The following is a 15,702-nucleotide window of genomic DNA, read 5'->3' as shown; positions in this document are numbered from 1 at the left end:
GCTCCGTTGCTGTCAGCGTGCGCGGCTCCCGGGCCGCCCGCGGTACACCCGCGTCCCGCTGGCGCGGTCGTGCCAGGTACGCCGCGCCGGGTCCAGCCACGCCCACCAGAACCCCAGCCCGAACGTCAGCAACGACACCGTCGCAACCGCGAAGCGCAGCCACAGCGCCCGCCAGCCTGGCACAGCGCCGTCGGCAGTGACCACGTACAGGCGCCACGGCCGCATGCCCAGCGTCTGCCCACCGCGGCGCCAGCTCACCGTGGCGTATACCCCGGTCAGCCCCCAGCAGCAGGCCCACAGTAGCCACTGCCACGTGCTGAACGGTGCGATGTTCTCGCGCGCCGCATGTCCGGCCAGCAGATAGGCGGCCACAAACAGCGAACTGGCCAGCATCCACAGCGCCAGCACTGGTAGCAGGTCGTAGAACAGGGCCAGCAGTCGCCAGCCCAGCAGGGCCGAAGGGCGCGGTGCTGCCGCAGGCGGGGTCGAGGTCATGGCGGGAGCATACGCAATGCTGGTCGTCGGCGTCGCCCGCCTCGTATGCTGCGCGCATGTCTTCCGTCACCACCCCGGCCCAGCGCCGTCAGCTCGTGCAGCAGCTGCCCGAACTGCGCGCGGCCGACGCCAGCGCCATCAGCCGTTTTCTCGATGCGATCTGGGCCGAACATGGCCTGGCCCGTGCCAGCCTGGACAGCTACCGCCGCGACCTGGAGGGACTGGCGCGCTGGCGCGACGGTGCCGGTGGCGGGCTGGAGGGTATCGACCGTGCCGGTCTGTTCGATTATCTGGCCTGGCGCACCCGCCATGGCTGGTCGCCGCGCAGCAATGCGCGGCTGCTCTCGGCGCTGCGCGCGTTCTTCGCCGACGCGGTACGCCGGGGCCAGCGTGAAGAGGACCCCACCGCGCTGCTCGACCCGCCCAGGCTGCCCCGGCTGCTGCCCAAGGCGCTGGCCGAAAGCCAGATCGACGCCCTGCTGGCCGCGCCGCCGGTGGATGACGCACTTGGCCTGCGCGACCGCGCCATGCTCGAGCTGATGTACGCCGCCGGCCTGCGCGTGAGTGAACTGGTCGGGCTGCCCGCCACGGCGGTCAACCTGCGTCAGGGTGTGCTGCGCGTCACCGGCAAGGGCAGCAAGGAACGGCTGGTGCCGCTCGGCGAGGAATCCCAGCACTGGCTCGAGCGCTACCTGCAGCAGGCGCGGCCGCAGCTGGCCGGGTCACGACCGGTCCCGGCCGCGGCCGATGGCCAGGTGCCGCTGTTCATCGAGCCCAGTCTGCGCCCGCTGAGCCGGCAGGCCTTCTGGCATCTGGTCAAGCGGCACGCGACGGTGGCCGGCATCGACCCCCAGCGAATCAGCCCGCACGGGCTGCGGCACAGTTTCGCCACCCACCTGCTCAACCGGGGCGCGGACCTGCGCGCGCTGCAGATGCTGCTGGGGCACAGCTCGCTGTCCACCACGCAGATCTACACGCTGGTCGCGCGCGAACACCTGCAGAAGCTGCACGCCCGCCATCACCCGCGTGGCTGAACCGTCGGCCACGGCAGCGCACCGGCGCGGCAAGGGGTATATGCGAGAATCGGCGCTCCTCATGATCCTGCGGATGTCCCGATGCTTCGAGTTGCCATTGCCGCCCTGTTCGGTGCCCTCAGCCTGAGCGCCTGCGCGCAGCCGGCCCCGCCTGCCGGTCCGGCCGCAGCGGCTTCCGCCCCGCGCGCGGCCAGCGGCAATGCAGAACAGAACGTGCGCTCCGCCCTGCAGCAGCTGGACCCGAACTTCAATCCCGACTACATCGGCGCGGCGCCGTTCCCGGGCTTCCGTGAGGTCGTGGTCACCGGCCAGGTGATGTACGTGTCCGACGACGGCCGCTACCTGATGCAGTCCCAGCCCTACGACATCCAGGCCAAGGCGCTGGTAAACAGCGAGGGCCTGCTGGGCTACCGCCGCAAGCTGCTGGACACCGCCAACCACGGCGAGCGCATCGTGTTCGCCGCACCCAATGCCAAGTACACCATCAGCGTGTTCACCGACATCGAATGCGGTTACTGCCGGCGCCTGCATCAGGACATCCCGGAGCTGAACCGCAACGGCATCACCGTGGAGTACCTGGCTTTCCCGCGCATGGGGCTGGGCAGCAAGGACTACACCGACATGATCTCGGTCTGGTGTGCCAGCGACCGCCGCCAGGCGCTGACCGCGGCCAAGCAGGGCAAGGCCGTGCCGGCGCGCAACTGCGCCAACCCGGTGGCCATGCAGTACCGGTTGGGCCAGCAGCTGGGGGTCAACGGCACGCCGGCGATTTTCGCCCCGGATGGCAGCCAGCTCGGCGGCTACCTGCCCCCGGCGCAGCTGCGCGCCGCACTGGAGCGCAGCGCCGCCCGCGCCGCCGGCGGCAGTCGCTGAGGCAGCGACGGCCTGGGCAGGGCAGGGGCCGCCGGTCCCGCCCTGCCGGGTGACGCCCGGCACAGGGCAGGGCCGACGCTTCCGGTACAATAGCGGGCCCGTTACCAACCACGGTTCCCCGGACATGATGGTCCTCGAGGGCGCGCCTGCCCTGTCGCCGTTCCGCCGCGAACGTCTTGAATCCCGCCTGCAGTCCATCGCCCCCGATCTGCGCATCAGCGGTGCCTGGCACGTCTACTTCCTGCAGCCCGAAGGCAGCGCGTCGGCCGATACGGCCACGCTGTGCCGCATTCTCGAGGCGGGCACCGCGTCCGAGCCGGCTGCGGCCGGTGCCACCAGCCGCTTCGTGGTGCCGCGGCTGGGCACCCGTTCGCCGTGGTCGAGCAAGGCCACCGAGCTGGTGCGCGGCGCAGGCCAACCGGTCAGCCGGGTAGAGCGCGGCATGCGCATCGACGTGCTGGGCTGGCCGGCCGACCCGGCGCAGCAGCAGGCGCTGGCCAGGGCGCTGCACGACCCGATGACCCAGTCGCTGCTGGAGACGCTGGCACAGGGCCAGGCGCTGTTCGACAGCCCTGCGCGGGGTGAACTCGAGCGTATCGCGCTGGACGATCTGGAAGCGGCCAACCAGCGCCTCGGCCTGGCCATGGCACAGGACGAGATCGACTATCTGCGCGAGCGCTTCGGCCAGCTCGGCCGCAGGCCGTCGGACGTGGAACTGATGATGTTCGCGCAGGCCAATTCCGAGCACTGCCGGCACAAGATCTTCAATGCCAGCTGGACCATCGACGGCCAGGAACAGGACCGTTCGCTGTTCCGGATGATCAAGAACACCCATCAGCAGACCCCGCAGCACACGCTGAGCGCGTACAGCGACAACGCGGCGGTGATCGAGGGTCTGCCGGCGGCGCGCTATCGCCCCGATCCGGCCAGCGGCGAGTACCGCAGCGAAGCAGTGCAGCCCAGCGCCTTCCAGATCAAGGTGGAAACCCACAATCACCCGACCGCGATCGCGCCGTTCCCCGGTGCGTCCACCGGTGCTGGCGGCGAGATCCGCGATGAGGGTGCCACCGGCCGTGGCGGCAAGCCCAAGGCTGGCTTGACCGGCTTCTCGGTTTCGCACCTGCGCATCCCGACCCTGCCGCAGCCGTGGGAAGCGCCGCGCGCGCTGAACCCGCGCATGGCGCCGGCGCTGGACATCATGCTGGACGGCCCGCTGGGCGGCGCCGCGTTCAACAACGAGTTCGGCCGACCCAACCTGCTCGGCTACTTCCGCAGCTTCGAGCTGCCTGAAGGTGGCATCACCCGTGCCTACGACAAGCCGATCATGCTGGCCGGTGGTCTGGGCGCGATCGACCGCGTGCAGGTGGACAAGATCCGGCTTGGCGATGGCGATGCGGTGATCGTGCTGGGCGGTCCGGCCATGCTGATCGGGCTGGGTGGTGGCGCGGCCAGTTCGGTGGCCTCCGGTGAGAGCGCCGAGGACCTGGACTTTGCCAGCGTGCAGCGTGACAACCCGGAAATGGAGCGACGCTGCCAGGAAGTGATCGACCGCTGCGTGGCGATGGGTACCAACAACCCGATCAAGTTCTTCCACGACGTCGGTGCCGGCGGTCTGTCCAATGCCATTCCCGAGCTGCTGCACGACTCGGACGTGGGCGGTGTGATCGACCTGGGCAAGGTGCCCACCGACGATCCCTCGCTCTCGCCGATGCAGTTGTGGTGCAACGAGTCGCAGGAACGCTATGTGCTGGGCGTGGCGCAGGAGCGTCTTGCCGAGTTCGCCGCACTCTGCGCGCGCGAGCGCTGCCCGTTCGCCGCAGTCGGCGTGGCCACCGCCGAGGAGCGGCTGGTGGTTGCCTACGGCGCGACCCCGGGCAACATCCCCGCCGACGCGCCGATCGATCTGCCGATGGACGTGCTGTTCGGCAAGGCACCGAAGATGCACCGTGACGCCGCGCATCCGCCGGCGCCGCGCTGGCCGGTGTTGAAGACTGGTGGCCTGGACCTGCATGAGGCCGGCCTGCGCGTGCTCGCACATCCGACGGTGGCCTCGAAGAACTTCCTGGTGACCATCGGCGATCGCAGCGTGGGCGGTCTGACCGCGCGCGAGCAGATGGTCGGCCCGTGGCAGATGCCGGTGGCCGACGTTGCCATCACCCTGGCCGGGTTCGACGACGTGGTCGGCGAAGCGATGTCGATCGGCGAGCGCACCCCGCTGGCCCTGCTTGATGCGGCGGCGTCGGCGCGCATGGCGGTTGGCGAGGCGATCACCAATCTGTGCGCGGCCCCGGTCGATGCACTGGATACGGTGAAGCTGTCGGCCAACTGGATGGCGGCCGCAGGCCACCCCGGTGAAGATGCGCTGTTGTACGACGCGGTCAAGGCGGTGGGCATGGAGCTGTGCCCGCAGCTGGACATCAGCATCCCGGTGGGCAAGGACTCGCTGTCGATGCAGGCGCAGTGGCACGATCAGGGCCAGGCGCACAAGAGCGTGTCACCGGTGTCGCTGGTGATCTCGGCATTCGCACCGGTGGCCGACGTTCGCCAGCAGCTGACCCCGCTGCTTGTGCGTGACATCGACAGCGAGCTGTGGCTGATCGGCCTGGGCGCCGGCAAGCAGCGGCTCGGTGGTTCGATCCTGGCGCAGGTCCATGCCGATCACAGTGATCTGCCGGCCTTCGCCGGTGCAGCGCCGGATCTGGATGATCCGCAGCGGCTGCGGAGCTTCTTCGAACTCATCCGCGATGCGCGCCAGGCTGGCCTGCTGCGCGCGTATCACGACCGCAGCGACGGCGGTGCGTTTGCCACCCTGTGCGAGATGGCGTTCACCTCGCACATGGGGTTGGAGATCCTGCTCGATGCGTGGGGCGATGATCCGTTCCGCAGCCTGTTCAACGAAGAGCTGGGGGCGGTGGTGCAGGTGGCGCGCGAGGACCGCGCGGCATTTGCCGACCTGATCGAACGCCATGCCTTGACCGAATGTGCGCAGCGCATTGCCCGTCCGACCACCGCGCCGGTGGTCCGGGTGTCGCTGCACGGCGAGAACCTGGTGGAGTGGCGCTGGGAAGTGCTGTTCGATGCCTGGTGGTCGGTGACCCATGCCATGCAGAAGCTGCGTGACAACCCGGAAGGCGCCGACCAGGAGCATGCGCTGGCGCGCAGCTTCAACGCGCCGGGTCTGAAGCCGAAGCTGGCCTTCGCGCTGGACGATGACGTGGCCGCGCCCTTCATCGCCAGCGGGGCTCGTCCGAAGGTGGCGATCCTGCGCGAGCAGGGCGTCAACGGTCAGATCGAGATGGCCAATGTGTTCGAACGTGCGGGCTTCCGCTCGTTCGATGTGCACATGAGTGATCTGGTGGAAGGGCGGGTGTCGCTGGCCGACTTCAATGGCCTGGTGGCCTGCGGTGGCTTCAGCTACGGCGACGTGCTGGGCGCCGGCCGCGGCTGGGCGACCTCGGTACTGGAGCGCAGTGCGCTGCGTGATGCGTTCGCGGCCTTCTTTGCGCGCCAGGACAGCTTTGCGCTGGGTGTGTGCAACGGTTGCCAGATGATCAGCCAGCTGAAGGACATCATCCCGGGCGCCGAGCACTGGCCGCAGTTCCGCCGCAATGCCAGCGAGCAGTTCGAGGCGCGCACGGCGTTGCTGGAGGTGGTGGAGTCGCCGTCGATCCTGCTGCGTGGGATGGCCGGCTCGCGCCTGCCGGTGGCGGTGGCGCATGGTGAGGGTCGCGCGGTGTTCGGCAGTGCGGTGGACCAGGCGGCGGCCCGGGTGTCGCTGCGTTACGTGGATGGCGATGGCAACGTCGCCAGCCAGTACCCGCTGAACCCGAACGGTTCGCCAGACGGTATCACCGGGCTGACCAGCGATGATGGGCGGGTCACGATCATGATGCCGCACCCGGAGCGGACGCCGCGGGCGTTGAACATGAGCTGGGCGCCGGCTGAGTGGCAGGGGGATTCACCGTGGTTGCGGATGTTCCGCAATGCCCGGGTCTGGTGCGGTTGAGTGTTCTGCGGGGGCTGCGCCCCCGCACCCCGCATGCGTACGTAGTGCCGGGCTCTGCCCGGCAACACAGGCCTACGTAGTGCCGGGCTCTGCCCGGCAGCGCAGGCAAGCAAACAGCAACCGCAACAGCGCAGAGCGTCGGCTCTGCGCTGTTCTGCGTTGGGCGGGCCCTTGGCGCTCCACGCCCCCGCACACCCGCACCGGCCCGCCCGCGACAATCCCCATTGACGGACACTGACAGCGCTGACGCTCCTGCTTTCGGTAGGTGATGACCGTTGGTCATCACGCTCTTCGCTGGGGCCAGCCAGCTGCGCACATAGTTCATGGTGACTGGAACAAAAACAGCGCCTCGGCACGCGCGCGCTCGCGCATGCGTCAATACGTGGCCGTAGGTTGATGGTCATCGACCCTGCAACCAGCACCGAGGCGGTGCGCGCGAAAAGCATGTAACGCTTGGGTAACTGTGCCGATCTTGGCTTAATGTCGCGATCACGCCGTCTAAAGCGTGCCTTCACATGAACGAGCCGAAGTGGGGTGTGCGTCACGTTCGGGAAGTTTCACGCGTCAAGTTGTTGACGCTTTCAGCTAATCGCGTTAACACTGAACGCTCATTCCATTTCTGTTCAGTCAGTCGTTCCCGCAGGATTGCGCGCACCGCTGTTGGATACCTGCCCGCCGTCCGGCAAACGCAGTAAATCACTCGAAACCACGCCCCTCGGGGACGTTGGGCCCATGCGCCCGGCGCTGGCGTCGCTTTGCCCAAAGCCAGCCACTACCAGCCAAAACAGGAGTCGTATCGATGAATCGGATTTATCGCAAGGTCTGGAACAAAGCACTCGGTCAGCTGGTTGTGGCATCGGAGCTGGCTAGTTCGGACCAGCCGGGCAGCCTCACCGACCAACGCCGTCAGCCGCGGCTGGTTCCGGGGCTGCTGGGAGCGGCGATCATTGCGGCACTGGGGTGGGGCGTGACAACGCCGGCTGTGCAAGCGCAGTCGGTCGAGATCGGTGGCAATGCCAACTGCGTGGTGTTGAACAGTGGGCTGGTTGACCACTGCGTGGTCGATGGCAGCGCCAATGCGTCGGGCAGCAACGCGGTGGCCATCGGCAGTGGCAGCACCGCCAGTGCGGCCAACAGCGTGGCACTGGGCGCGGGTTCGCGCGCCAACCGCGCCAACACGGTCTCGGTCGGCGCAGCAGGCAGCGAGCGGCAGATCACCAACGTGGCGGCGGGGGTGACCGCCACTGATGCGATCAACAAGGCGCAGCTGGATGCGGCCAATGCCGCGCAGGCGCAGGCCATCGCGCGTGCGGCAGCAGAGGGCCGTCGCTACTTCAAGGCCGATGGCAATGGCGATGACAGCGATGCGGCGGTGATCGATGGCGCAGGCGCGCTGGCGGCCGGCAGCAGCGCGCAGGCGCTGGCCAACGCCACCACGGCGATCGGCACTGAAGCGATCGCTGGTGGTATCGGCGCCAGCGCCTTCGGCCAGGCGGCGACAGCCTTCGGTGATGCCGCGGTTGCGGTGGGGCAGAGCGCCTCGGCTTACGGGCTGGGCGATACCGCACTCGGGGCGCACGCATCGGCCGAGAGCGCCAACGGCGCGGCAACCGCGCTGGGGGCCTTGTCCGAAGCACGCAATGACGGTGCCACTGCGGTGGGCGCCGGTGCGCTGGCGGTCGGCGAGGGCAGCACCTCGGTCGGTCGTGGCGCCGGCAGTGGTGGCGAAGCCTCGGTTGCAGTCGGTGCCTTCAGCATCGCCACCGCCGACTACAGCGCCGCGCTGGGCGCCAATGCAGGCGCGGTGGCCACCGGCAGCGTGGCACTGGGTGCAGGCTCCTACGCCGAGCGCGTCAACACGGTTTCGGTGGGCGATGTGGAATACGGGCTCACCCGTCAGATCACCAGTGTGGCCGCAGGCACCGAGGATACCGATGCGGTGAACGTCGGCCAGCTCAATGCAGTGGCCGAGGTCGCACAGAACACCAGTACGTATTTCCAGGCCACCGGCAGCGACGACAGCAGCGCCGGTGCTCTGGCCGCCGGCGAGAACGCAGTGGCCATCGGCGAGGCCGCCAACGCGCTGGCCGATGGCGCGTCAGCGCTGGGCAGCGGTGCCACGGCCGTAGGCGGCCAGTCCACGGCGGTCGGCTTCAATGCGGTGGCGGCCGGACAGAACAGCGCCGCGCTGGGTAACAACGCGCAGGCGCTGGGTCCGGCCGCGGTCGCAGTGGGCGGCGTGGCCGTGGATGCTGACGGCAATGCGCTGATCACCAATGGCGGCGTGGCGGTGGACACCGGTGCGACCAGCGCCGGCATCGGCGGCACCGCTGTCGGTGCCAGTGCTGAAGCCAGCGGGTTTGCCGCTTCGTCCTACGGGGTTGGCGCCTACGCGGCAGGCGCGCAGTCGGCCGCACTGGGCGCGGTGTCCAATGCGATCGGCGACTACTCCACCGCCGTCGGCACGCAGACGGTGGCCACCGGCACCAGCAGCACGGCCATCGGCGGTCCGGCCGACCTGCTGCCCGGCCTTGGCTTCTTCGTGCAGACCCAGGCCAGCGGTGAGGCCGCCACCGCCGTCGGCGCCGGCGCGATTGCCAGTGGTGACAACAGCACCGCGACCGGCACGCTGACCGAAGCCGCTGGCGATGAGTCCGTCGCCGTGGGTTACTTCGCCTACGCCCCCGGCCAGCAGTCCAGCGCGCTGGGCGCGCAGAGCTGGGCCAGCGGCGCGCAGAGCACGGCGGTGGGTTACTACGCCACCGCACGCGGCAGCAACAGCGTGGCGCTGGGCGCCAACTCCGAGGCGGTGCGCGACAACACCGTGGCGGTGGGCAGCGATGGCAACGAGCGCCAGGTGACCCACGTGGCTGCCGGTACCGAAGCCACCGACGCGGTGAACAAGGCGCAGCTCGATGCAGTCGGTGAGGTGGCACAGACCACCAGCACCTATTTCCAGGCCAGCGGCAGCGATGACAGCAGCGCCGGTGCCCTGGCCGCGGGCGAAAACGCAGTGGCCATCGGCGAGGCCGCCAACGCGCTGGCCGACGGCGCCTCGGCACTGGGCAGCGGCGCCACCGGGGTCGCCGACAATGCCACCGCGGTCGGCTACAACGCCTTGGCCAGCGGCGCGAGCGCGGCTGCGCTGGGCGACAGCGCGCAGGCCACCGGCGAGGACAGCCTTGCCGCTGGCAGCAACAGCGCAGCCAGCGGGGTCAGCAGCACGGCACTGGGTACCGCAGCGGAGGCCAGCGGCGTCTACAGCAGCGCACTGGGCGCCGAGGCGGTCGCCAGCGGAGCGCAGTCCACCAGCAGCGGGTTCCGTTCGCTGGCCTCGGCCGATGGCAGCTCGGCCTACGGCGGCTACAGCGAGGCCAGTGGGCGGCTGTCCACCGCGCTGGGCTACAGCGCGGCGGCGACCGGCGCCAACACCACCGCTGTTGGCTTCGGCGCCAGTGCGGCCGGTACCTCGGCGGTGGCGGTCGGGTTGAACAGCGAGGCTACCGGTGCCGAAAGCGTGGCCGTCGGCGGCTCGGCCGGCGGGCTTTACGCGGCGCAGGCCGCCGGCAGCGGTGCCACCGCGCTCGGCGCGGGTGCATGGGCCACCGAGGCCTACAGCACGGCCATCGGCTGGAACTCCTGGGCCGATGCGGAAAACGCATTGGCGCTGGGTGCGAACGCCTATGCGGTGGCCAGCAACAGTGTGGCGCTGGGGGCGGGCTCGGAAGCCGAACGTGCCAACAGTGTCTCCATCGGTGCAGTGGGCAGCGAGCGCCAGCTGACCCACGTGGCCGCCGGCAGTGCAGCCACCGATGCCGTAAACAAGGCGCAGCTCGACGCCGTCGCAGCCAGTGCCGTGGGCGGTGCGCGCTACTTTGCTGCGATCGGCGAGGAGGGCAGCGATGTTGGCGCCTTCGCCGACGGCGAAGGTGCGCTGGCGGCCGGTTCGGCCAGCAATGCCATCGGCGCCGGTGCGGTGGCACAGGGCGCCGGTGCGGCCGCCTTCGGTGACGACGCGGTGGCAGTGGGCCGCAACACCTCGGCGCAGGGCGATGGCAGTGTGGCCATCGGTGGCCTGGGGCAGGCCTATGACGAGTACAACCAGCCGCTGGTGGACACCGATGGCAGCCCGCTGCTGACCGGCACCACCGCCGCGGCCAACAGCACAGCGGTCGGCAACGCGGCGCAGGCCACCGGCGCTGACAGCAACGCGTTCGGCGCAGGCGCGCAGGCCACCGCTGAAAACAGTTTTGCTGGCGGCAACAAAGCGCGGGCCACCGGCAGCTATGCCGTAGCGCTGGGTGACAGTGCATGGGCCAGCAGTGACAGCGCCACGGCGGTGGGTGGCTACAGCTTCGCCACCGCAGCCGGGGCCAGTGCCTTCGGTCAGGGCGCATGGGCTACCGGTGCCAATGCCTCCGCGTTCGGTCTGGCGGCATGGGCTGCTGCCAGTGGCGCCACCTCCATCGGCTACAACAGCTGGGCCAATGGCAACAGTTCCACGGCGGTTGGTCGCGGTGCGTTCGGCTACGGTGACTACAGCGTGGCGCTGGGCTACCAGGCGCTGGGCAACGGCATCAACAGCATCGCCGCCGGTACCAACTCGCAGGCATTGGGTGAAAGCGCGATAGCGCTCGGCGCAGGCGCCACGGTCACTGCAGCGGCTGGCAACAGCATTGCGCTGGGTGCCGGCTCGCAGGCCACCCGCGCCGGCAGCGTCGCGGTGGGCAGCAGCGGCAACGAACGGGTCATCACCCATGTCGCTGCCGGCAGCGAAGGCACCGACGCGGTGAACCTGGATCAGCTCAATGCAGTGGCCGATGCGGCGGGCCGCTATTTCCAGGCCAACGGCAGCGACGCCAGCGACGCCGGTGCCTATGTCGAAGGTGAAAACGCGCTGGCTGCCGGCGAAGCCAGCAATGCGATCGGCGATGGCAGCATCGCGCTTGGCAGCGGTGCCACGTCGGTGGGCACCAACGCCGCAGCGGTCGGCTTCAATGCGGTGGCCAGCGCGGACAATGCGCTTGCCCAGGGCGCCAACGCACAGGCCACTGCCGAGTACGCCACCGCCAGCGGTGCGGAAAGCCTGGCCAGCGGCGAGCAGAGTGCGGCCTTTGGTGCGGCCAGTGTGGCCAGCGGCGACGGCAGCACCGCCAGCGGCGTCCTCTCCGAAGCAGCGGGTGTGGAGTCGCTTGCGGCAGGCTATTTCGCCAGCGCCCAGGGCGATGGTGCGGTAGCGGTCGGTGCCGAAAGCATCGCCGCCGGCACCACGGCGGCGAGCTTCGGCTTCGCCGCTGAAGCCACCGCCGGTTACAGCACCGCAGTGGGCGGCTATGCCAACGCATCGGCATTCAACGCCACCGCGCTGGGCAGCTTCGCCGACGCTTCCGGATCCAACAGTGTGGCGCTGGGCGGTGATGCCGTGGCCAGCGGTGCGTACAGCACGGCGACCGGCCAAGGCAGTGTGGCCAGCGGCACCAACAGCGTGGCCGTCGGTGGCGCGTTCCTCGGCCTGCTGCCGACCGAAGCGTCCGGCAATTACTCCACCGCGCTGGGCGGCGGTGCGTGGTCGGCCGGCACCAACAGCACCGCGCTGGGCAACGCCAGCATCGCGCAGGCGGCCAACAGCGTCGCGCTGGGTGCGGACTCGCTGGCCGACCGTGCCGACAGTGTGTCGGTGGGCAGCGCCGGCGCCGAGCGCGTGGTCACCAACGTTGCCGCTGGCAGCGAAGGCACCGACGCGGTGAATCTTGACCAGCTCAACGCGGTGGCCGAGGTCGCCGAGACCACCGGCCGGTATTTCCAGGCCACCGGCAGCGACGACAGTGATGCCGGGGCCCTGGCCACAGGCGCCAATGCAGTGGCGGCAGGTGAAGCCAGCAACGCACTGGCAGACGGTGCCTCGGCCTTCGGCAGCGGCGCCACCGCTGTGGCCAGCAATGCCACGGCGGTGGGCTTCAATGCGCTGGCGGCAGGCCAGAACAGCGCGGCATTCGGCAACAATGCGCAGGCCACCGGACCGGCCGCCGTCGCGGTCGGTGGCGTGGCGGTCGATGAAGAGGGCAATGCGCTGATCACCAGCGGTGGCGTCCCGGTCGATACCGGCGCCACCAGTGCCGGCGTGGGGGGTACTGCGGTGGGTGCCAGTGCCACGGCGGGCGGCTTTGCCGCGTCCTCGTTCGGCGTCGGTGCGCATGCGGTGGGTGCCCAGTCGGCGGCCTTCGGTGCGGTAGCCAATGCCATCGGCGACTACGCCACCGCGATCGGTACGCAGACCGTGGCCACCGGCAACAGCAGCACCGCCATCGGCGGCCCGGTCGACCTGATCCCGGGGTGGGGCCTGCTGATCCAGACCGAGGCCACCGGCGAAGCCGCCACCGCTGTCGGTGCCGGTGCCAGTGCCAGCGGCGACTACAGCCTTGCCAGCGGCACGTTGTCCTCGGCCGCCGGCGCTGACAGCGTTGCGATGGGCTACTTTGCCCGCGCCCAGGCTGACAACAGCGTGGCACTGGGCGCCGGCTCGGTGGCCGACCGAGCAGATACGGTGTCGGTCGGCGCAGCCGGCAGCGAGCGCGGCATCACCCATGTGGCCGCCGGTGTCGAAGGCACCGATGCGGTCAACGTGAACCAGCTCAATGCGGTGGCGGCTGCAGCCGAAACCACCAGCCGCTATTTCCAGGCAACCGGCAGTGACAGCAGCGATGCCGGTGCACTGGCCGAGGGTGACAGCGCGCTGGCGGCCGGTGAGGCGAGCAATGCGATCGGCGACGGCACCACCGCGCTGGGCAGCGGCGCGACCGCAGTGGCCAGCAACGCCACCGCCGTGGGCTTCAACGCGCTGGCCACCGCCGACAACGCGGCGGCGCTGGGCAGCGCTGCGCAGGCCAGCGGCGTGGACAGCGTGGCGGTGGGCAGCAACAGCCAGGCCAGCGGCGTAAGCAGCACCGCACTGGGCACTGCAGCCGAGGCATCGGGGGTCTACAGCAGCGCGGTCGGTGCCGAAGCGCTTGCCAGCGGTGCGCAGGCCACCAGCAGCGGCTTCCGCGCGGCGGCCACCGCCGATGGCAGCGCTGCCTACGGTGGTTACAGCGAGGCCAGCGGCCGGCTGTCCACTGCGCTGGGTTACGGCTCGGTGGCCAACGCGGCCAATACCACGGCGGTCGGATTCGGCGCGGTGGCAGCGGGCACTTCGGCGGTGGCCGTGGGTATCGAGGCCGAGGCCAGCGGTACCGAAAGCGTGGCGGTCGGCGGCGCGGCCGGTGGGCAGATCGCGGCCCGTGCCAGCGGTGACGGTGCCGCGGCCTTCGGCGCCGGTGCCTGGGCTACCGATACGCAGACCACCGCCGTGGGCTGGAACGCCTGGGCTGACGCCGCAGATGCGGTGGCCCTGGGTGCCAACACCACCGCCAGCGGCGTGAACAGCGTGGCGCTCGGTACCGGTTCGCAGGCCAGCCGTGCCAACACGGTCTCGGTCGGCAACGCGGCCACCCAGCGTCAGATCACCCATGTCGCGGCGGGTACCGAAGACACCGATGCGGCCAACGTCGGCCAGCTCAAGGCACTGGCGGCCACCGCCGAAGCCACCGGCAAGCACATCCAGGCCAGTGGCGAGGGCGTGGCCAGTGCCAGCGGCAGCGAAGCGCTGGCCGCCGGTTCAGCGGCGCAGGCCAGTGCGACGCGCAGCACCGCGCTGGGCGCCAACAGCGTGGCCAACGCCACCGGTGCGACTGCCGTGGGTGCCGAGGCGTCCGCACGCGGCGCCAACAGCACCGCCATTGGACGCCAGGCCTCGACCAACGCCAGCAACGGCGTGGCCATCGGCAACGGCGCGTTTGCCAGCAACGGGGCCAACAGCATCGCCATCGGCGCTTCGGCGGGGGTATCCGGTGCGAACTCGGTGGCGCTCGGCGCCGGCGCGCGGGCGGTGGAGGCCAACGTGGTGTCGGTGGGCGGTGGCAACGGCAGCAACGGACCGGCCACGCGCCGCATCGTCAACGTGGCCGACGGGCGCATCGCCGCTGGCAGCACCGATGCGGTCACCGGCTCGCAGCTCAATGTCACCAACCAGCGCGTGAGCAGTGTGGAGACGCGGGTGGGCGACTTCGACAACCGCATCGGCAGCGTCGAATCGGCAGCGGCCAATGCGGTGGCCTATGACGATGCCAACCGCGAGTCGCTGACCCTTTCCGGTCTGGACGGCACCCGGCTGGACAACGTGGCCGCTGGCAGCATTGCCAGTGGCAGCCGTCAGGCGGTCAACGGCGGCCAGCTGTTCCAGTCGCTCACCGACATCGCCAGCTTCCTCGGCGGCGGGGCCAGTGTGGGCCTGCAGGGCGTGTTCGTGGCGCCCAACTACGTGATCCAGGGCAGCAGCTACAGCAACGTCGGCGATGCACTGGGCGCGCTCGACCGCAAGGTCACCGAGCTGGCCGAAGGAAGCGGCGGCACCGCCACGGTGGCCAGCCGGTCGCGCATGGCGATGGCGGCGGCACCGGCAGCGGTGACGGCCGAGGCCGCGCCGGTCAGTGATGCCCGCGTTTCCGGCACGCCGACCGCCGCCAAGGTGGGCACCGCGCAGGTGGCGGTGGCACCGGTCGATGCGGTCAGCATCGGCGATGGTGCGGTGGCCAGCGGCGCCTCCGCCACCGCCGTCGGCCAGGGTGCCACGGCCACGGCGGCCAATTCGGTGGCGCTGGGGCAGGGCTCGGTGGCCGACCGTGCCGACACGGTCTCGGTTGGCAGCGTCGGCAATGAACGCCAGGTCACCAACGTGGCCGCCGGTGTACAGGCCACCGATGCGGTCAACAAGGGCCAGCTGGACCAGGGCGTGGCCACGGCGAACGGGTATACCGACACCCGCGTGCAGGCGGTGGCCGACAGCTTCGACATCTTCAAGGGCGAAGTGGACGGCCGCCTGCGGCACATGGACCGCCGCATCGACCGTCAGGGGGCGATGAGCGCGGCCATGCTCAACATGGCCACCAGTGCTGCCGGCATCCGCACGCAGAACCGCGTCGGCGTCGGTGTCGGTTTCCAGGGCGGAGAGTCGGCGTTGTCGCTGGGCTACCAGCGTGCGCTCAGCGACCGCGCCACGGTGACCCTCGGTGGTGCGTTCAGCAGTGATGACAGCTCGGTCGGCGTCGGCGCCGGCTTTGGCTGGTAAGTGGACAACGCCGGTGCCTGCAGTTGCAGGCACCGGCACCGCGTACTCGTGAGAGGCCTGAGGGGGCGGGTCACGGCAACCCTGGCTGGGCCGGCCAGGGGTAGTCGCAAGGAGTGATGGCCGATGGTGGT

Annotated in this window: 5 protein-coding genes; 4 read left to right on the top strand and 1 reads right to left on the bottom strand. The window is 70.1% G+C overall.

The genetic code is table 11. The features are described 5' to 3' along the window. Window positions 1-12: 12 nt before the first annotated feature. Entirely contained in the window at window positions 13-495 is a 483-nt protein-coding gene (locus RZA67_RS13090; RefSeq protein WP_317213159.1) for an RDD family protein, read from the bottom strand. 56 nt (window positions 496-551) lie between these two features. On the opposite strand from RZA67_RS13090, the gene xerD reads away from it, so the two are divergent. The 4 genes from xerD (at window position 552) to RZA67_RS13070 (ending at window position 15,571) form a co-directional block, all read left to right on the top strand. Beyond that, window positions 552-1,529, top strand: coding sequence for a site-specific tyrosine recombinase XerD (xerD, locus tag RZA67_RS13085; RefSeq protein ID WP_317213158.1), 978 nt, complete (start codon window positions 552-554; stop codon window positions 1,527-1,529). Between the two features lie 81 nt (window positions 1,530-1,610). Then, complete coding sequence (locus RZA67_RS13080) at window positions 1,611-2,402, top strand: DsbC family protein (RefSeq protein WP_317213157.1); 792 nt, start codon at window positions 1,611-1,613, stop codon at window positions 2,400-2,402. Window positions 2,403-2,526: 124 nt separating this feature from the next. Continuing rightward, window positions 2,527-6,408, top strand: a complete 3,882-nt coding sequence (gene purL / locus RZA67_RS13075; protein ID WP_317213156.1) for a phosphoribosylformylglycinamidine synthase — start codon at window positions 2,527-2,529, stop codon at window positions 6,406-6,408. Between the two features lie 799 nt (window positions 6,409-7,207). Beyond that, window positions 7,208-15,571 carry an ESPR-type extended signal peptide-containing protein gene (locus RZA67_RS13070; RefSeq protein WP_317213155.1) on the top strand — a complete coding sequence of 2,788 codons (8,364 nt, stop codon included), beginning with the start codon at window positions 7,208-7,210 and terminating at the stop codon, window positions 15,569-15,571. Window positions 15,572-15,702: the final 131 nt, after the last annotated feature.

The organism is Stenotrophomonas sp. C3(2023) (assembly GCF_032911385.1).
Lineage (GTDB): Bacteria > Pseudomonadota > Gammaproteobacteria > Xanthomonadales > Xanthomonadaceae > Stenotrophomonas.
Note: the sequence above shows the minus strand (reverse complement) of the source record. Positions and strands in the feature narration are given on the sequence as shown.